This is a genomic window from Anaeromyxobacter oryzae (genome assembly GCF_023169945.1).
GTDB classification, from domain to species: Bacteria; Myxococcota; Myxococcia; order Myxococcales; family Anaeromyxobacteraceae; genus Anaeromyxobacter; species Anaeromyxobacter oryzae.
On the sequence record NZ_AP025591.1, the window covers coordinates 1,238,166 to 1,256,272 of the forward strand.

Sequence of the window (18,107 nt, forward strand, 5' to 3'; positions counted from 1 at the left end):
GGCCGCCTACTCGCGGGTCTTCAGGAGGGGGAACAGGATCACGTCGCGGATGGACGGCGAGTCGGTGAGGAGCATCGTGACGCGATCGATGCCGATGCCCTCGCCCGCGGTGGGCGGCATCCCATGCTCGAGCGCGCGGACGAAGTCCTCGTCGTAAGGCATCGCCTCCTCGTCGCCGGCGGCCTTCGCCTTCATCTGCGCCTCGAACCGGGCGCGCTGATCGGTGGGGTCGTTCAGCTCGGAGAAGGCGTTCGCCACCTCCATCCCGGCGACGAACAGCTCGAACCGGTCGACGAGGCGGGGGTCGGCGTCGCGGCGGCGGGAGAGCGGGCTCGTCTCGAGCGGGAAGTCGACGACGAACGCGGGGCGGTCCTTCGGGAGCTGCGGCTCGCCGAAGATCTCGAACGCGAGCGCGATCGCCTCGCCGGGGGACTTCTTCGCGGCCTGCTCGAGCTTCCAGGAGCCCTCGGAGTCGTTCTCGCGCGCCGCGGCCCGGCCGAGCGCCTCGGCGAGGCCGCGGCCGGCGAGCGCGTCGTCCGGCGCCAGGCCGAGGGCGCGCGCGCCGACCTCGAGCATCGAGACGCGCGGGTACGGCGGCGTGAGGTCGAGCTCCTGCCCCTGGAACGCGATCCTCGCCGAGCCGGTGACCGCCACCGCGAGCTGGTGGAACAGCTCCTCGGTGAGCTTCATCAGGTCGTCCTGCGTGGCGTACGCCTGGTAGAACTCGATGGAGGTGAACTCGGGGTTGTGGCGGCGATCGATCCCCTCGTTCCGCCAGATCCGGCCGATCTCGTAGACGCGGTCGAGCCCGCCGACGACGAGGCGCTTCAGGTGCAGCTCGGTCGCGATGCGGAGCTTCAGGTCGAGGTCGAGCGCGTTGTGGTGCGTCTCGAAGGGCCGCGCGGCGGCGCCGCCGGCCTCCTCGGGCTTGTGCAGGCTCGGGGTCTCGACCTCGAGGTAGCCGCGCTCGTCGAGGAATCGCCGGATCGTGGACACGATCCGCGCGCGCTTCACGAAGACGTCGCGCACGCCGGGCGTGACGACGAGATCCACGTACCGCTGCCGGTAGCGCTGCTCGACGTCCGTGAGCCCGTGCCACTTCTCGGGGAGCGGCCGGAGCGCCTTGGTGAGGATCGTGAAGGTGGTCGCCTCCACGGTGAGCTCGCCGGTCTTCGTGCGCGTGGCCGGGCCCTCGGCGGCGACGATGTCGCCGATGTCCAGGAGCTTGAAGACCTCGAACGCCCGCTCGCCCACCTTGTCCTTCTTCACCCATACCTGGAGCTCGGCGGACCGATCCCGCAGGCGCAGGAACGCGGCCTTCCCGAAGGAGCGCACCGCGAGCACCCGCCCCGCGAGCGACCAGGCGCCGGGATCCTTCGCGATCTCCTCGGCCGGCGCGTCGCCGTAGCGCGCGACGATGTCGGCCGCGAGGTGGGCCGGCTGCCAGCCGTTCCCGAACGGGTTCACGCCGAGCGCCCGCAGGGCCTCGGCCTTCTTCATGCGCTGCGCGATGATCTCGCGCTCGGTCGTTCCAAGGTCTTCGGCCATCGGGTGCGCGAGCTCTCGGATCCTCGAAGGATCTCCGGGGGAAACGTCGCGGGAGGCTAGTCGTCCGCGGCTGGGCCGTCAACGCGAGAACGCGCGGCGCGAGGTGCCGCTTCCCCGGCATGGCTCCGGGCGTCCGGCCGGTCGCAGCCGACGATCTTCACGAGGTCCTCACGCGATGGTCGGGCGCACGACACCCGGGGCGGCGAGCCTCCCCGCGCTGCCCGGCGGGGGCACGTGCGGCCGGCGGCGGGACGCGGGAATGCGACCGGGGGACCGGTCGTTCCCTCCCCCGCCGACCGGTCCGGTCGGCATCCCCCGACACGAAGGAGGTGGCTGATGAACATGCTGGAAGGCGTGCGGGACGCGGGCGTCGCGCTGGACGGTGCGGCGAACCGGTGGTTCAGGACGGCGGTGGACTGGATCGTGAAGCTGCTCATGCCGCTCGCGATCGTCGCGCTGATGATGGGGATCGCGCGCGTGTTCATCGACCTCGCGGGCATCTGGCGGAGCCCGAGCATCGCGGCGGGCTTCGATCTGCTCGTGACGGACCTCCTCACCATGTTCGTGGTGATCGAGCTCCTGAAGAGCATCGTCGAGTACTTCGAGATCCACCGCATCAAGATCACCTTCATCCTCGACGCGGCGGTCGTCTTCGTCCTGCGAGAGGTGATGATCGGGCTCTACAAGCACGAGCTGCACGCCGCGGAGCTGGCGGCGCTCGCCGGGCTCCTCCTCGTCATGGGCGCGTTCCGCATCGCCGCGGTGCGGTTCTCGCCGGAGCGGAAGGTGACCCTTGCGCCCTGATCGGAACCTCCGGGAGGCGGCGGCGCGCCTCGGCGCCTCCGCCCGCGCGGTCGCGGCCCGCCTCGCCGCCCGGGCGCGCGCGGTCCCCGCGGTCGAGCGTGCGATCCAGCTCGCGCGGCGGCGGCCCGACGCCGTGGTCGGCGCCGCGCTCCTCGCCGGCGTCGCGGCGATGATCCTGCACTGGCGGTAGCGCGGCGCTGCGCCTCGCGGCCGGCGGTTCACGCCCCTCCGGCGGGATCGCCGAGCCGCGCGGCGACGAGCTCGGCCGTGTGGCGCGCCGCGACGGGGTCGCCGGCGCGGGCGAGGCCGCCGCGGATCTGGAGGAGGCAGCCCGGGCAGTCCATCGCCACGGTCGCCGCGCCGGTCTCGCGGATGCGCTCGAGCTTCCGCGCGAGGATGGGCCGGCTGATCTCCGGGAACTTGAGCGTGTAGCTCCCGCCCATCCCGCAGCACGCGTCGCTCTCCGCCATCTCGGCGACGGCGTGCCCGGCGGCGCGGAGCAGCTCGCGCGGCGCGTCCCGGACGCCCAGCGTCCGCTTCATGTGGCAGGAGTCGTGGTACGTGACCGCGGGGAGGTCCGCGCCCGGCTCGAGCGCGAGCCGCCCCTCGTCCACGAGCTGGCGCACCAGCGTCGAGAAGTCCCGGACGCGCCGCCCGAGCGACTCGGCCCGCGCCGCCCACTCCGGCTCGCCCTCCGCCCGGAGCGTCTCCGCCATCTCCCGCCGGAGCGCCGCGGTGCAGGTCGGGCACGCCGAGACGACGTGATCCGCGCCGGCGTCCTCGAAGGCCACGACGTTGTCCTTCGCGTTCCGCGCCGCGACCCCCGTCGCGCCCGCCTGCCGGGCCGGCACGCCGCAGCAGGTCTGCCCCTCCGGGAAGACCACCTCGAGCCCCGCACGCTCGAGCACCTTCACGACCGCCTCGCCGATCTCCGGGTAGGCGAAGTCGACGAGGCACCCGGAGAACAGCGCGACGCGCTCCCCCCGGCGGCCGTCCGGCGCAGGCGCCTCCGCGGGGGCGCGGGGCGGCTCCGGCGGGGCCTCCGGCGGGCGCCGTCGCGCCGCGAGCCGGTCGCGGAGCGGCACGGTGGCGATCGCGGGGAGCGCGCGGTGCTCGGTGAGCCCGCCGAGGAAGAGCGGCAGGTGCCGGATCAGCCCGCCCTTCGCGAACGGCCTCTGCGCCACCGACGCGGCCCGGAGCGCGGCGTGGAAGGCGCGCCGGTTGCTCACGAGGCCGAGCGCGGCACGCTGCGCCAGCGGCTGCCCGTCCTCGCGGACGATCCGGCGCCGGAGCTCGACGACGAGCTCCGGGATGTCGATCCGGGCCGGGCAGACCTCCGTGCACCGCCGGCACCCGACGCAGAGCGCCTGGATGTCCGAGGACGCGCGGAGCCCGTCGAACCACGCCGCGAGGATGGTGCCGATGCCACCGGTGTACACCCCGCCGAACACGTGGCCGCCGACGAGGCGGTACACCGGGCACACGTTCACGCACGACGCGCAGCGGATGCACCGGAGCGCCTGCGCGAACCGCGGATCCCGCGCCATCTCCGTGCGGCGGTGGTCCATCAGGACGACGTGGAGCTCCTTCGGGGCGCCGTCCGGGCCCGGCGCCGGGCCGGTGATCATCGAGAGGTAGCTCGTGAGGAGCTGGCCCGTCGCGCTCCGCGGCAGCGCGCGGACGATCGGCTCGACGTCGGAGAGCCGCTCGACGAGCTTCTCGACGCCGACCACCGCCAGGTGGATCCGCGGCAGCGTCGTGACGAGCCGGGCGTTCCCCTCGTTCGTGAGCAGCACGAGGGAGCCGGTCTCGGCCACCGCGACGTTCGCGCCGGTGATGCCCATGTCGGCGCGGAGGAACTCCTCCCGCAGCTCGCGCCGCGCGACGGCCACGAGGCTCGGGATGTCCGCCGCGAGCCGCTCGTCCACCTCCTTCGAGAACACCTCGGCGACCTGCTCCTTCGACATGTGGATGGCGGGCATCACCATGTGCGAGGGGCGCTGCCCGGCGAGCTGCACGATCCACTCGCCGAGGTCGGTCTCCCGGACGCGGACGCCCGCCGCCGACAGCGCGGCGTTGAGGTGCAGCTCCTCCGTCGCCATCGACTTGGACTTCACGACGCGCGAGACCCCGCGCTCGCGGCAGAGCCGGAGCACGTGCTCGCGGATCGCGTCCGGGTCGGACGCGCGGAGGACCTTCGCGCCGGCGCGGGTCGCCTCCTCCTCGAACCGGTCGGCGAGGGCGTCGAGCTTCGCGGCGGCCCGCGACTTCACCGCGACGACGCGATCCCGGACCGCCTCGAACTCGAGCCCCTCGTAGGCCCGGGCGCGCGAGGCGAGGTAGGCGTCGGCGAAGCGTCCGAGGGCGTCGCCGAGCTGGCCGTCCGCGAGGGCGGCGTCGAGGCGACGGCGGAAGTCGGACGGGCTCACGGGGTCTCCTCCGGGTCGTCCACGGCGACGACCACGAGCTTCCTCGGGCCGTGCACGCCGATGGTGAGCACGCGCTCGATGTCGGCGGTCCGGCTCGGCCCCGTCACGAGGGCGAGGTAACGGAGGCGCCGGGGGTCGATCCGGACGAGGAGGCACTCGAGGTCGGGGAGGATCGTCGAGGTCCGGACCAGGGCCACGTGCGTCTCCGGCAGGGTGGAGGCGAGCCGCAGCCGCGGGTCGGTCGCGTCCTGGGCGAGGGTGCCGGTCTCGGCGAGCGCCCAGTCGAACTCGGTGATCCCCACGCGGCTCGCCGCCGCGCGCTCGCGGGTCACCTCGAACGACAGCCCAGGGATGCTCCAGGCGAGCGCGCCGGGGTCGGGGAGCCCCTGGCCTATCCTCCCCTGGCACCACACGGCGCGCCCGCCCGGCTCGTCGCTCGTGCGCTCGCGACCGACGATCTCGACGACCTTCCCGAGGACGGCGGCGGCGGGGACGCGGTGCACCTCCGCGCCGACCGCCTCCGCCCTCGCCTTGAAGAGCTCGAACACGGCGTCACCTCCTCGAGGGCCGCGCGCGACGCGCCCTCTCCGCGGCTACCGCGGGACCATGCCCGACAGCCAGTACGTCTGGACGAACGTCACGACGCCGACCAGCGCCGCGAGGGCGAGGGAGTGCCAGAACACGTACCGGAGGATCTTGCCCTCCTGCCCGTGCTGGTCCGTCGCGACCGACGCGACGACGATGGACTGGGCGTCGATCATCTTGCCCATCACGCCCCCCGAGCTGTTCGCCGCGGCCGCGAGGATGGGCGGCATCCCGACCTGCTGCGCCGAGACCACCTGGAGGTTCCCGAAGAGCACGTTCGACGACGTGTCCGAGCCGGTGAGCGCGACGCCGAGCCAGCCGAGGAGCGGCGAGAAGAACGGGAACAGGCTGCCGGTGGAGGCGAAGGCGAGGCCCATCGTCGAGTCCGACCCGGAGTAGCGGGTGGTGAACCCGAGCGCGAGCATCGCGGCGATGGTGAGGAGCGAGAACCGCACGCGCCTGAGGGTGCCGCCGTAGGTGCGGAGGAGCTCGGCCGGCTTCACGCCCAGCCAGAGGCCGGCGACGATCCCGGCGAGGAGGAGGCCGGTGCCGGTCGCGGAGAGGAGGTTCAGGCTGAACTTCGCGGCCTCGGGCGAGAGCGCCTTCACGACCGGCGGCGCCCGCTGGACGAGGTTGTGGAGGAACGGCACGTCGAACGTCGGGTTGAAGAGGCCGTTCATCCAGCCCTTCACGGCGGGGAGGCCCCACGCGAACACGCACACCGAGAGGACGATCCAGGGCATCCACGCGAGCCACGCCTCGCCCGCCGTCGGGCGGCGCGCCGCGGCTCCGACGGAGCGGCGGAGGCCGGGGGCGGGCATGACGCCCTCCTCGCGCTCCTCGGGGAACCGCCAGACGGCCTTCGGCTGCCACACCTTGAGGAACAGGTAGGTCGCGACGATGCAGGAGCCCGCGGCGACGATGTCCACGAGCGACGGGCCGAAGAAGTTCGAGACGACGAACTGCGGGATCGCGAAGGCGAGGCCGGCGACGAGGCACGCCGGCCACACGCCGAGCATGCCCTGGAAGCCGGACATCGCCCAGACCAGCCAGAACGGCACGATGAGCGAGAAGAGCGGGAGCTGGCGGCCGGCCATCGCCGACAGGGCCATCTCGTTCAGGCCCGTCACCTTGGCGAGCGTGATGATGGGCGTGCCGAGCGCGCCGTACGCGACCGGTGCGGTGTTGCCGATGAGCGCGAGCCCGGCGGCCTGGAGCGGCCGGAAGCCGAGGCCGATGAGCATCGCCGCGCTGATCGCGACGGGCGTACCGAACCCCGCGGCGCCCTCGATGAACGCGCCGAACGCGTACGCGATGAGGAGCACCTGGATCCGCCGGTCGCCCGCGAGACCGGCGATGGTCTCCTTCACGACCTCGAACTTCCCGGTCTTGACGGTGAGGTCGTAGACGAAGATCGCGTTCAGCACGATCCAGCCGATGGGCAGGAGGCCGAACGCGGCGCCGTAGCCCGCCGCGCCGAGCGCCATCCTCGCCGGCATGCCGTAGACGAAGATCGCGATCGCGAGGGCGAGGCCGAGCCCGAGGAGCGCGGCGAGGTGCGCCTTCACGTGGAAGAAGGCGAGCGCGCCGAGCAGCACCACGACGGGCAGCGCCGCGACGGCGGCGGAGAGGTACAGGTTTCCGAGGGGCGTGTACGTCTGCGTCCAGGCCATGGATCCTCCGGGGTTCGGGCTCGCTTCCGCCCGCTCCTCCCCGCCGTCGTGGCGGGACGGGCGGATTGAAGCGCGGCACGGGCGGCGCCCGTCGATCCATCCCGGCGACCGGTCGCGGGCGGGCGGCGACCGGTCATCCGGGGCGGGCGAGCGGCGGCGGGGCCGGGCCGGAATCCCGGTCCGGGAGCGGGCGGCTCCTTTAGACGCCTCGGTCCCCGCCCCTCGCGAAGCTGGTCGGGGGGAGAGCGTCCCCTCCTACCCCGCGGGCTTGATGTTCTGGTTCCGCCGGAACAGGTTCCCCGGGTCGTACCGGGCCTTCAGCCTCGCGAGCCGCTCGTAGTTGGGCCCGTACGCGCCGCGGCTCACGCGCTGCTCCTCGTCCTCGGGCATGAAGTTGACGTACACGCCGCCGGTGGCATGTGGCGCCATCCGGCCGAAGAACTCCCGCGCCCAGGCGATGCACGCCTGGTCCTGGGAGGCCTCGCCCCACCGCGTGTGCACGTTCACCACGAAGTTCACGTCGCGGTGCGGGTACGCCGTCGAGGTGGCCGGCACCCGGTTCACGACGCCGCCGAGGTGCGCGATGAAGATCTCGCACTCGGGCGTCGGCAGCCGGGCGACGGTGGCGATCAGGAGATCGATCGCGGCGTCGCCGAGCTCGACCAGGTCATGGGACTTCCAGTAGTTGCGCCGTCCCGGCGTGAGCAGCGGGTCGAGCGCCTGCTGCCAGCCGACGAACGGCGCCGGCCCGACCACGTCCGCGATCGGCTCGCCGAGCGCCCGGAACGGCGCGATCGCGCGCTGCCCCTCCTCCGGCTCGCCCGCCCAGCACATCGCGAGCACGAGGACCTCCTTGCCGTGGACCTCCGCCGGCAGGAAGGGGAGCGGCGGTGCCTTGCGCATCACGACCCAGCAGCTGAGGTCGTCCGGCGCGCTCGCCACCGCGCGGCGGTAGCCCTGCAGGACCTGCTTCGCGTTCGAGAACGGGTGGACGATGAGCCCGGCGAGCACCTCCGGTCCGACGGGGTGCAGGCGGAACTCGAACGAGGTGACGACGCCGAAGTTTCCGCCGCCGCCCCGGATCGCCCAGAACAGACCCTCGTTCTCGTCCGCGCTCGCGTGCACGAGCGCGCCGCTCGCGAGGACGACGTCGGCGGAGAGGAGGTTGTCGACGGTGAGGCCGAGCTTCCGGCTCAGCCACCCGAACCCGCCGCCGAGGGTGAGCCCGGCCACGCCGGTCGTGGAGTTGATCCCGAGGGGCGTGGCGAGCCCGAAGGCCTGCGCCTCCCTGTCGAACTCGGCCAGGGTCACGCCGGGCTCCACGCGCGCCGTCCGGCTGGACGGATCGATGCGCACCGACTTCATCGGGGAGAGGTCGAGCATGAGGCCACCGTCGCTGACGGCGTTCCCCGCGATGTTGTGGCCGCCGCCGCGGACGGAGAGCACGAGGCGGTGCTCGCGCGCGAGGTTGACGGCGCGCATCACGTCGGCGGTCCCGGCGGCGCGGATGACCGCGGCGGGGCGCCGGTCGATCATCGCGTTCCAGATCGTGCGCGCCTGCTCGTAGCCCGGCTCTCCGGGGAGGCAGAGCGCGCCGCGCAGCTGGCCGCGCAAGGATTCGAGGACGTCGGGAGCGGGCGCCCACGTCGCTCCGTCGCTGCCCTCGAGGTCGAGGTTCGTCTCCATGTCGTGCTCCATTCGCCCGGGACCGGGGATCGGTCGTGTCGGGCAACCCGTGGCTTCGCAGGCGGCGTGCCACCGCCGGCCCGCGCCGCGACCCCGCGGCTCCAGCGAGATTTCCGAGGCGATGCCACCCGCCCGGGTCCCGACGAGGTCTCGGCGACGACGAGGAGTCGTCGGCGACTCACGTCGAGATCTCGTCGCGCGGCGTCTCCGCGGGGCGCTCGCGCGTCATCCCTTGCGGATGACGTGGATCGCGGTGGCCTTGAACGAGGCGAACACGTCCTTCCCCTCGGCGAGCGCGAGCGCGGCGAGGGACTCCCGCGTGACGTGCGCCACGAGGGGGAAGCCGCAGTCCAGCTTCACCTCGAGGTGAGGGCCCATCGAGACCACGCCCACGATCCGCGCCGGGAAGGCGTTCCGGACGCTGCTCGTCAGGCGCGGGTCCGCGACGTCGATGATCACGTTCTCCGGCCGGATGCAGCAGTAGACGCGATCGCCGAGCGAGCCCTCGCCCACGGCGACGATCTCCTGGGCGCCGACCGCGATCCCCATCTCCCACCCGTCGCGCCGGCGGACCACTCCCTCGACGATGGTCTCCATCCCGAGACAGCTCGCCACGAACGCGTTCACGGGGTCGTTCATCACCACCGACGGCACGTCCGACTGCACGATGCGGCCGCCGTCCATGACGAGGATCCGGTCCGACAGCCTGAGCGCCTCGGTCTGGTCGTGCGTCACCAGGATGGCCGCCATCCCGGCGTCGCGGATGGTGCGCTCCAGGTCTCCGGTGATGGACTGCCGCGTCGGCAGATCGAGGCTGGTGAAGGGCTCGTCGAGGAAGACCACCTCCGGCTCGACCGCCAGCGCACGCGCGAGGTTGACGCGGCGGGCCTCTCCCCCCGAGAGCTTGCGCGCGGAGCGCTGTGCCAGGTCCGAGAGCCGGAAGCGCTCGAGGTACTCCGCCACCCTCCGGCGCGTCTCGCGGCGCCCGAGCCCGCGCAGCCTGAGCCCCGACGCCACGTTGTCCTGGACGGTCGTGTCGAACAGGAGCGGCTCCTGGAGGACCATCGCCATCCTCCGCCGCGCCTCGACCGCGTCCCGCCCCGCGCCGATCTCCGCGCCCCGGTAGAGGACCTGTCCGGCGGCGCGGTCGAGCAGCGCCAGCATCGACAGCAGCAGCGTGGTCTTGCCCGAGCCGTTCGGGCCGATGAGGGAGACGAACTCCCGCTCGCGCAGCTGGAACGACGGGACGTCGAGCACCCCGACCCCGCCGCGCTCCACCTTGACCCCGCGGAGCTCGACGACGCACGCCGGCGGCGTCACCGCGGCCTCTCGCGCTGCTGGACGAGCGTGAGCAGGTAGTTGATCGCGAGCGACGCGACGAGGAGGATCACCGACAGCGCGATGGCGACGTCGAAGTTGCCCTTCCCCGTCTCCATGACGGTGGCGGTGGTGAGGACGCGGGTGTACCCCTTGATGTTGCCACCGACCATGATCGAGGCGCCGACCTCGGAGATGACGCCGCCGAACCCGGCCATCACCCCGGCCATCACGGGCAGCCGCGCCTCCTTGAGGAGCAGCCAGATCATCTGCGGGCGCGTGGCGCCGAGGGCGAGGATCTGGATCCTCAGCGCGGGCGGCAGGCCCTGGATGGCGCCGACGGTGATCCCGGTGACGATCGGTGTCGCGATGATCGCCTGCGCGATGACCATCGCCGTCGGCGTATAGAGGAGCCCCAGGAAGCCGAGCGGGCCGTTTCGCCAGAGCAGGATGGACACCCAGAGCCCGACGACCACCGGGGGCAGCCCCATGCCGGTGTTCACGAGGCTGACCACCACCTTCTTGCCGGGGAACGCGTTGAGCGCGATGGCCGTTCCCATCGAGATGCCGAGGACGAGGCTGATGACGGTCGCCGCCCCGGACACCGCGAAGGAGAGGAGCGTGATCCCGAGCACCTCGCGGTCGCCGGCGAGCAGCAGCCGGAACGCCTGCGCGATTCCCTCCGTGATCACGTCCATCCGTGGCCTGCCCTGCCTCAGAGACCCAGCGAATCCGGCCTCTTCCCCGCGTCGGGGAAGAACAGCGGCGAGCCCACCCTGTCCACGCCGAACCGCCCGATGAGCTCCTGCGCCGCCGCCGAGACGACGAACTCGGCGAACGCCCTGGCCCCGGCGGCGTTCACCCTGGGCCACCGCGCCGGGTTCACCTCGATGACGTGGTACACGTTCAGGAGCTTCGCCTCGCCCTGCAGGAGGATCGCGAGCCGCAACGGGCTCGCCTTGTTCCGCGCGAGGAACGTCCCCCGGTCCGCGAGCGTGTAGCCCCCCTTCTCCGCCGCCACGTTCAGCGTGTCGCCCATGCCGAGGCCCGTCTGCTGGTACCAGCTCTGCGCCTCGGGATCGATCGCGGCGGCCTTCCAGAGCCCCTTCTCCTTGGCGTGCGTGCCGGAGCTGTCTCCGCGCGACAGGAACAGCGCGCGCGCCGCGGCGATCCTGGCGAAGGCCTCCCTCGCCGTCCTCGCTGCGCGGATCCCGGCGGGATCCTCCGGCGGGCCGACGATGACGAAGTCGTTGTGCATGACCAGCTGCCGGTTCACGCCGAAGCCGTCCTGCATGAGCTTCTCCTCGTCCGCGGGCGAGTGGACGAGCAGGACGTCCGCCTCGCCCTTCCTCCCCATCGCCAGCGCCTGCCCGGAGCCGACGGAGATCGTCTTCACGAAGTAGCCGGTCCGCTTCTCGAACGCCGGGATCAGGACGTCGAGCAGGCCGGAGTCCTGCGTGCTCGTGGTGGTCGCGAGGATGACGGCCTTCGCCGGGTCCGCGGCGAGCGCCGGGGGAGCGCCGAGGGCGGCGCCGAGCGCGAGCACCGCGAGCGCGAGGGAGCTTCCGGGCCGCATGCCGTGCCTCCGTCGTGGGCGGGAGAGCTCGGCCATCCGATTCACTCTGCCGATCTCGGGGCGAGCGGCTGGACGCGGCCGAGCGCCTCGAACGAGTAACCGGCCGGCTGCCGCCGCGCCTCCGCCGTCAGCTCCTCGACGAGGAACTCGAGGAGCTGGCCGAGCCGCCGGTGAGACATGAGGCTCGCCGGGATCACCAGGTAGAACGGCTCGCGTGCGAGCGGAACGAAGTCGAGGCCGGCCACGTGCGCGGCCATCCGGATTCCGACGCCGGCGTCGGCGTGGCCGTTTCGCACGTCGAGCGCAACCTCGAGGTGCGAGCTGAACGGTCCGATCGGCGTCCAGCGCGGCTCGAGCTTCTCCGCCCCGAGGAGGCGCTCGACGAGCTGGAACGTCCCCGACTGCTCCTGCCGCCGCGCGAACCGGATGCCCTCCCGGCAGAGCGCCCGCAGCCCTTCGATGCCCGTCTGGCGCCCGCGGTCGAAGAGGATGCCCTGCTCGCGCGCGTACAGGCCGAACAGGTACACCGGGTGCTTCGTACCATTGCGAACGGCGGACGCATCGAGGTGGCAGCTCGCCACGTGCGCGGTCCCGGCCTCGAGGGCCGAAATCCCCGCCGCGCTGCCGACCGCCGCGGCGGCGATCGGCGTGCCGAACCGCGAACGGAAACGATCGAAGACCTTCGCGAGGAGCCAGTCGTCGCTCCCCTGGACCACCACGAGCTGATCGAGCAGCGTCGCCATCAGCCCGCCCGCCGGGTAGACGGTGTGCTCCTCCACCCAGCGGTCGACGAGCTCCTTCGGAAACAGCCACTTGCCGGAGATGCGCGCGGCCGGGAGCTGGCCCGACGCAATGAGCGCGTAGACCTTCTTCTGGTTCAGCTTGAGGTAGCGGGCGACCTCGGACGTGGAGAGGTACTCGGCCATGTGGCAATCGCGCGGCCGAAGAATAACCAGAAGTGACCGAGACTGACAACGCCTCCGCCCGGCCGGCGGATCTGGCGCCGGTCCGGCGGCGCCCTGCAACCCGAACGACGCCGCTCAGATCCCCAGCCGTTCCCGAAGCTTCGGCAGGAACCTGCGGCTCACGGGGACGTCCTTCCCGGACCGCGTGCGGATGGTGCCCTCCTCGAGGTGGATCTCGTCCACCGCGTCGACGTTCACGAGGTACTGCTTGTGGCAGCGCAGGAGCCCGGCCCGCTCCTCGAGGACCTTGAGCGTGAGCTCGGTGAAGAGCTCGCCGCGCGGTCCGAGGACGTACACCCCCGCCTCGCTCGAGCGCGCGACCTCGACCTCGGACAGGTCGAGGAGCTTGATGGCGCGCCCCGCGAGGCAGGGGATCCGCACGATCGGCGAGGGCGGGAGGCTCGCGCGGTCGAGCGGCCCCGGGAGCCGGCGGAGCTTCTCGACCGTCTTCGCGAGCCGCTCCGCCTGGACCGGCTTCAGGAGGTAGTCGACGGCGCTCGCCTCGAAGGCGCGGAGCGCGAACTCGTCGTGCGCGGTGACGAAGACGACGCTCGGGAGCTCCGCGTCGTCGAGCATCGAGAGCAGCTCGAGCCCGGAGATCGCGGGCATCTGGATGTCCAGGAAGAGGACGTCCGGCTTCTCGCGCCGGAGCGCCTGCATCGCCTCGACGGCGTTCGCGCACCGGCCGACGATCTCGAACGCGCCGGTCTCGACGAGGAGCGCCTCGAGCTCCTCGCGCGCGTGCAGCTCGTCGTCGACGATGAGGGCGCGCATCATGCCGCGATCGCCTTGGCGGGGAGCCGGATCGTCACGCGGGTCAGCTCGTGCGGGACGCACGTCACCGTGAGGCCGTAGCCCTCGCCGTACAGGTTCTTCACGCGCTTGTCCACGATCTGCATCCCGAGGCCGGCGCGCGGCGTGGACTCCGTGAAGGCGCCGGCGCTGTCCTCGATGTCGACGTACGCGACCCCGTCCCGGCGATACGCGCGGATGGTCGCCCGGCCGCCCGCGAGCGCCGTCGCGAGGCCGTGCTTGAACGCGTTCTCGACGAGGGGCTGGAGCGTGAACGTCGGGATCCGCAGCCCGAGCAGCGTGGGGTCGACGTCCGTCTCGACCACGATCCGTCCCTCGAAGCGCGCCTTCTCGATCTCGAGGTAGGCCCCGACGTGCTCGAGCTCCTCCTCGAGCGTCGAGAGCTCCGCCGAGCGCTTCAGGTTCTTCCGGAACAGGTGCGAGAGCTGGATGAGCAGCTCGCGCGCCCGGTCGCCGTCGCGCCGGAGCACCGCGATGATGGTGTTGAGGGCGTTGAACAGGAAGTGCGGGTTCACCTGCGCCTGGAGCAGCTTCAGCTCCGACACGACGAGCAGGTTCTTCTGCTCCTGGTAGCGGGCGATGAGGAGCTGGCTCGAGAGGAGCGCCGCGAGCCCCTCGCCGAGGGACTTGTTCATGTTGAGGAAGCGGCGATCCCGCGCCTCGAACAGCTGCACCGACCCGACCACCACGCCGTCGACGCACAGCGGCGCGATGACGACGGAGTTCAGGGTGCATTCCGGCGAGACGCGGCAGTCGTAGGTCTGCCGCACGCCGTCCGCGAACACGACCTCGTTCTGCCCGACCGACTGGCGCGTGTACGGCGACATGATCGGCGTGCCCGGGACGTGGTGATCGGCGCCGAGCCCCGACCACGCGAGGATCCGCGCCGTGTCCGTGATCCCCACGGCGCCGACGCCGGTCTCCTGCCGGACGATGGCGGCCAGGTCCGCGGCGATCGCCTCGAGATCGCCCTTCCCCATGAGGCCGAGGGTCCGCTCCGCGACCTTCATGGCGCGCTCGGAGGACGCGGCGGCGACGCGGTCGTGCTCCTTCTGGCGCTCGAGCACCACCGTCATGAACAGCGCCGCGCCGATCGGGTTCGCGACCATCATCGGCACGCCGATGAGCCGGACGATCTCGAGCGCCTGCGGGAACGGGCGCGCGAGCCACAGGACGATGCCCATGTGCACCGTCTCGCCGACCAGCGTCGTCAGGAACGCGACGCGGCGGGTCATGAGGCGCTCGGGCCGGTCCCGGAGCGCGACGTGCACGAGCCCGCCGAGGAGGCCCTCGAGCGTGGTCGCCACCGCGCCCGCGAGCGCGGCGGAGCCGCCCATGGCCGTCACGCGGTGCACGCCGGCGGTGATGCCGACGAGCAAGCCGAGCACCGGGCCGCCGAGCAGGCCCGCCAGCACCGTCCCGACCGCGCGCGTGTTGGCGATCGCCTCCCCGTTCACCACCGGGATGCCGAGGTAGTTCCCGAGGATCGCGATCGCGGAGAAGACGAGGTACAGCCGGACCTTGCCGCGCGGCCGCGGCCACTCGGAGCGGAGCGGCCGGAACGCCGGCGACCGGCAGTAGACGTAGAAGATGACGAGGAAGACGCAGAGCGCCTCGATGAACTGGATCAGCACCTGCTTCATCGCGGGCTCCAGGAGGCGCGGCGCCGCCGCGGCGCGGCGGCATTATCGCCCGGAACGCGCGACGGTCGCGAGCGGACGGGGGAGCGGGCGCCGCGGACGGCGGCCCGGGCCCGGGCTACCGCGGCCTGTACACCGCGTAGTCGATCTCGGGGAAGATGTTGTCCTTCTCCTCGACGTGGCCGAGCCACTCCGGATCGATCTGGCCGGAGCGGAGCTGGTCGTGGAGCCGCGTGAACCGGAGGACGTGCTCCTTGGTCCGCCGGATCGCGTAGTCCACCATCGTCCCGGTCTTCATGATGAAGGCCCAGTCGGACGACTGCGCGAGCAGGAGCTCGCGGGCGGCCTGGTTGAGCGCGCGGCGCTCGAGCTCGGTCGGCTGCACGTAGTCGCGCGCGAGCGCGATCATCCGCTCCGCCGCCTTGTGGAGGTGGGGATAGACCCAGTCGTTGGAGCCGTCGAGCCAGACGCCCGCGTAGCCGCCCGCGCCCCACGAGCTGAGGGGCGGGACCGCGAGCTGCTGCTCGGGGTTCTCCCTGAGGTAGTCGCCGGGCGTGGCGAGCCGGAAGATGCGCTGGTCGAAGGCGACCTTCCGGACGAGGTAGTCGATGAACATCGGCCCCTCGTACCACCAGTGACCGTACAGCTCGGCGTCGTAGGGCGACACGACGATGGGCCGGACGCCGCCCATCCGCGACGAGAGGTGCTCGACCTGACGCTCGCGGTTGAACATGAAGTTCCCCGCGTGCGTCGCCGCGCGCTCGCGCGCCCGCGCGGGATCGTACGGCTCCTTGTGCGCGGTCTTGCCGGTGATCCGGAAGTACTTGATGCCGACGTTCTTCCGCTGCCCGGTCGACTGGATGTACGGCTTCACGTACTCGTAGTCGAGGTCCCAGCCCACGTCCCGGTAGAACTCGCGGTAGTCGGGATCGCCCGGATAGCCGGACTCGGCGCTCCAGACCTGCATCGACGACTCGGGATCGCGGCCGAACGCGGCCGGCCCCGTCGGCGTGTAGATCGGCGCGTACACGCCGTAGCGCGGCCGCGGCGTCGCGTCGGTGATGCCGTGCGTGTCGACGAAGAAGTAGCGGATGTTCGCCTCGGCGAGGAACGCGTCGAGGCCCGGGTAGTAGCCGCACTCGGGGAGCCAGATGCCGGCCGGGTCGCGCCCGAAGTGGCGGCGGTGGTGCGTGACGGCGACCTGGATCTGCGCCCGGACCGCCTCGGGGTACTGCTGCATGAGCGGCAGGAACCCGTGCGTCGCGCCGCAGGTGACGATCTCGAGCCGGCCGGCGTCCTCGAGCCGGCGGAACGCGCCCACGAGATCCCGGCGGTAGCGATCCGTGAAGAGCGCGCGGAGCTCGCGGAACTCCTGCTGGTAGTGGAGCGCGAGGCCGTGGAACGCGCCGTCGTGACGGGTGCGGTGGACCTCCTTGTCCGCGAGCTCGCAGAGGCTGTCGAGGCGCCGCGCGTACCGCGTCATGAGCAGCTCGTCGCGCAGCATCGCGACGAGCGGGGGCGTCATCGTCATCGAGATGCGGAACGGGACGCCCTCGTCGGTGAGCCGGTCGAAGCTCTTGAGGAGCGGCAGGTACGTCTCGCTGATGGCCTCGTAGAGCCAGTCCTCCTCCAGGAAGTCCTCGTACTCGGGGTGACGCACGAACGGGAGGTGGGCGTGCAGCTGGAGCGAGACGTATCCCAGGACGTCCTGGCTCATCTACCGATCTCCCGACCCGTGAGGCCCGGCCGGCGACGTCGGCGACGACGGCGCGGACGTCGGCGACGACGGTCGCTCCCCGGGGGCGCCGGCGCTGCCGCCCCACACGGCCTTGCTCGTGAAGCGCGACCAGTCGGAGAGGCGCGCCAGCATCGAGCGCGCCTCGTCGGAGAAGGGGCCGCCGGCGTGGCCGGGGCCGAGGAGCCGCCCGAGGGGCACCTCCCACGGGATGCGGATGAACCGGTCGTCGATGACCGAGGACGGGCCGAGCGGCGGCAGCCCGATCTCGTTCGAGGGGCGCCCCACGAGCCGCTCGCGCCCCTGGCGGTCCACCGCGTGGATCTCGGCGCGGTACACGCGGCCCGGCTCGAGGTCGTGGACGTAGTAGCCGCGGGACTCGAGCGCGAACTCGAGGACCCGGATCCGGTCCCAGCCGGCGCCGGAGCGCGCGAACACCCACAGCTGCGCGCGCGCGTGCTCGAGGCCGCCGAACCCGCCGTTCACGGTCTCGCTGGAGTGATCCCAGTAGAAGTAGATCGTCCGCGGATCGCGCGGGAGCGCCACGAACGCGTCGTCGCCGTAGCCCCAGGGCAGATCCCCGAGCCCCTCGTCGAACCGCGTCGGGGCCTCCCCGCCCTCCTCGAACGCGGTGTCCTCCGCGTCCTCGCGCATCGGGTGCGGCGCGTCGCGGACGGCGTTCTCGCCGCGGACGCGCGCGACGAAGTAGCCCTCCGGATCCGGACCGCGCTCGGAGCCGCGGCGCGCCGCTCCCGCGGACTTCGCCGCCGCGGCCGCCTTGCTCTTCCGCCGGAGCCCTGCCGCCGCGCCGGCGGCGGCGCCCACCGCGGCGGTCGCGACCGCCGCGGCCGCCTTCGCGACCGTGCTCTTCTTCGCGCGCGTCCGCGCCGCCGCCCTGGCGCCGGCGACCGCGCCCGCCGCCGCGACGCCCGCCGCGGCGACCTTCGCCGCCCGCCCGGCCGTCGCCTTGCCCGCCTGCTCGGCGGCCCTTCCCGCGGCCGCCTTCGCGGCGCGCACCGCCTTGCCCGTCGCCTCCGCGGCACGCGTCGCGGCTGCACGCACGCGGGACGCGGGCGCCTCCTTCGCGGGCGACGCCCCGGCCTGCTCCAGGGCGCTCACGAGCTCGCTCTTCGTCTTGAGCCGGGTGTGACCCGGACCGATCACCTTCCGCGCGAGCTCGCGCAGGCTCTGGACGGTCATCTTCTTGAAATCGGGCATGGCGTGCGGCCGTAGGATCGGGGTTCCACGAGGAGCGTCAAGGGGTTTGACGGGGCTTTTCCGCGCGGTGCCGCGACCGCGAGCGCGCGCTGTCCCTCCTGCGCGGGGTCGGATCGGC

The 18,107-nt window shown here is 72.6% G+C and carries 15 protein-coding genes; 2 read left to right on the top strand and 13 right to left on the bottom strand.

The genetic code is table 11. The features are described from left to right. Positions 1-6: 6 nt before the first annotated feature. Positions 7-1,548 (bottom strand): lysine--tRNA ligase, encoded by a 1,542-nt coding sequence (gene lysS / locus AMOR_RS05295; RefSeq protein ID WP_248359235.1) that lies wholly within the window; start codon positions 1,546-1,548, stop codon positions 7-9. A gap of 336 nt (positions 1,549-1,884) precedes the next feature. Here lysS and AMOR_RS05300 point away from each other — a divergent pair, with 336 nt between their 5' ends. After that, positions 1,885-2,352: a phosphate-starvation-inducible PsiE family protein gene (locus tag AMOR_RS05300; RefSeq protein WP_248359237.1), complete on the top strand. Its 468-nt coding sequence runs from the start codon at positions 1,885-1,887 to the stop codon at positions 2,350-2,352. Next, entirely contained in the window at positions 2,342-2,542 is a 201-nt protein-coding gene (locus AMOR_RS05305; RefSeq protein ID WP_248359239.1) for a hypothetical protein, read from the top strand. The genes AMOR_RS05300 and AMOR_RS05305 overlap by 11 nt, the downstream gene beginning before the upstream one ends. Before the next feature lie 28 nt (positions 2,543-2,570). Here AMOR_RS05305 and ldhH read toward each other — a convergent pair whose 3' ends face one another. The 12 genes from ldhH to AMOR_RS05365 form a co-directional block, all read right to left on the bottom strand. Then, positions 2,571-4,781 (bottom strand): L-lactate dehydrogenase (quinone) large subunit LdhH, encoded by a 2,211-nt coding sequence (gene ldhH, locus AMOR_RS05310; protein WP_248359241.1) that lies wholly within the window; start codon positions 4,779-4,781, stop codon positions 2,571-2,573. Continuing rightward, positions 4,778-5,329, bottom strand: coding sequence for a LutC/YkgG family protein (locus AMOR_RS05315; RefSeq protein ID WP_248359243.1), 552 nt, complete (start codon positions 5,327-5,329; stop codon positions 4,778-4,780). The genes ldhH and AMOR_RS05315 overlap by 4 nt, the downstream gene beginning before the upstream one ends. A 45-nt stretch (positions 5,330-5,374) precedes the next feature. Beyond that, a complete protein-coding gene (locus AMOR_RS05320) occupies positions 5,375-7,039 on the bottom strand; it encodes an L-lactate permease (protein WP_248359245.1) in 1,665 nt (554 codons plus the stop codon). A gap of 255 nt (positions 7,040-7,294) precedes the next feature. Further along, positions 7,295-8,725 (bottom strand): FAD-binding oxidoreductase, encoded by a 1,431-nt coding sequence (locus AMOR_RS05325; RefSeq protein WP_248359248.1) that lies wholly within the window; start codon positions 8,723-8,725, stop codon positions 7,295-7,297. 225 nt (positions 8,726-8,950) lie between these two features. After that, a complete protein-coding gene (locus AMOR_RS05330) occupies positions 8,951-10,045 on the bottom strand; it encodes an ABC transporter ATP-binding protein (RefSeq protein WP_248359251.1) in 1,095 nt (364 codons plus the stop codon). After that, entirely contained in the window at positions 10,042-10,740 is a 699-nt protein-coding gene (locus AMOR_RS05335; protein ID WP_248359254.1) for an ABC transporter permease, read from the bottom strand. Before AMOR_RS05335 ends, AMOR_RS05330 begins: the two co-directional genes overlap by 4 nt. A gap of 17 nt (positions 10,741-10,757) precedes the next feature. Continuing rightward, positions 10,758-11,618 carry a substrate-binding domain-containing protein gene (locus AMOR_RS05340; RefSeq protein ID WP_248359257.1) on the bottom strand — a complete coding sequence of 287 codons (861 nt, stop codon included), beginning with the start codon at positions 11,616-11,618 and terminating at the stop codon, positions 10,758-10,760. 41 nt (positions 11,619-11,659) lie between these two features. Next, positions 11,660-12,544: a helix-turn-helix transcriptional regulator gene (locus AMOR_RS05345; RefSeq protein WP_248359260.1), complete on the bottom strand. Its 885-nt coding sequence runs from the start codon at positions 12,542-12,544 to the stop codon at positions 11,660-11,662. Between the two features lie 114 nt (positions 12,545-12,658). Next, positions 12,659-13,360 (bottom strand): two-component system response regulator BtsR, encoded by a 702-nt coding sequence (gene btsR / locus AMOR_RS05350; RefSeq protein ID WP_248359264.1) that lies wholly within the window; start codon positions 13,358-13,360, stop codon positions 12,659-12,661. Then, complete coding sequence (locus AMOR_RS05355; RefSeq protein ID WP_248359267.1) at positions 13,357-15,039, bottom strand: LytS/YhcK type 5TM receptor domain-containing protein; 1,683 nt, start codon at positions 15,037-15,039, stop codon at positions 13,357-13,359. The genes btsR and AMOR_RS05355 overlap by 4 nt, the downstream gene beginning before the upstream one ends. A 115-nt stretch (positions 15,040-15,154) precedes the next feature. Beyond that, the gene (locus tag AMOR_RS05360; protein WP_248359270.1) at positions 15,155-16,753 is read right to left on the bottom strand and encodes a glycoside hydrolase family 57 protein; all 1,599 of its coding nucleotides are present in this window, start codon (positions 16,751-16,753) and stop codon (positions 15,155-15,157) included. Continuing rightward, positions 16,754-17,989 (bottom strand): DUF4912 domain-containing protein, encoded by a 1,236-nt coding sequence (locus AMOR_RS05365; RefSeq protein WP_248359273.1) that lies wholly within the window; start codon positions 17,987-17,989, stop codon positions 16,754-16,756. Positions 17,990-18,107: the final 118 nt, after the last annotated feature.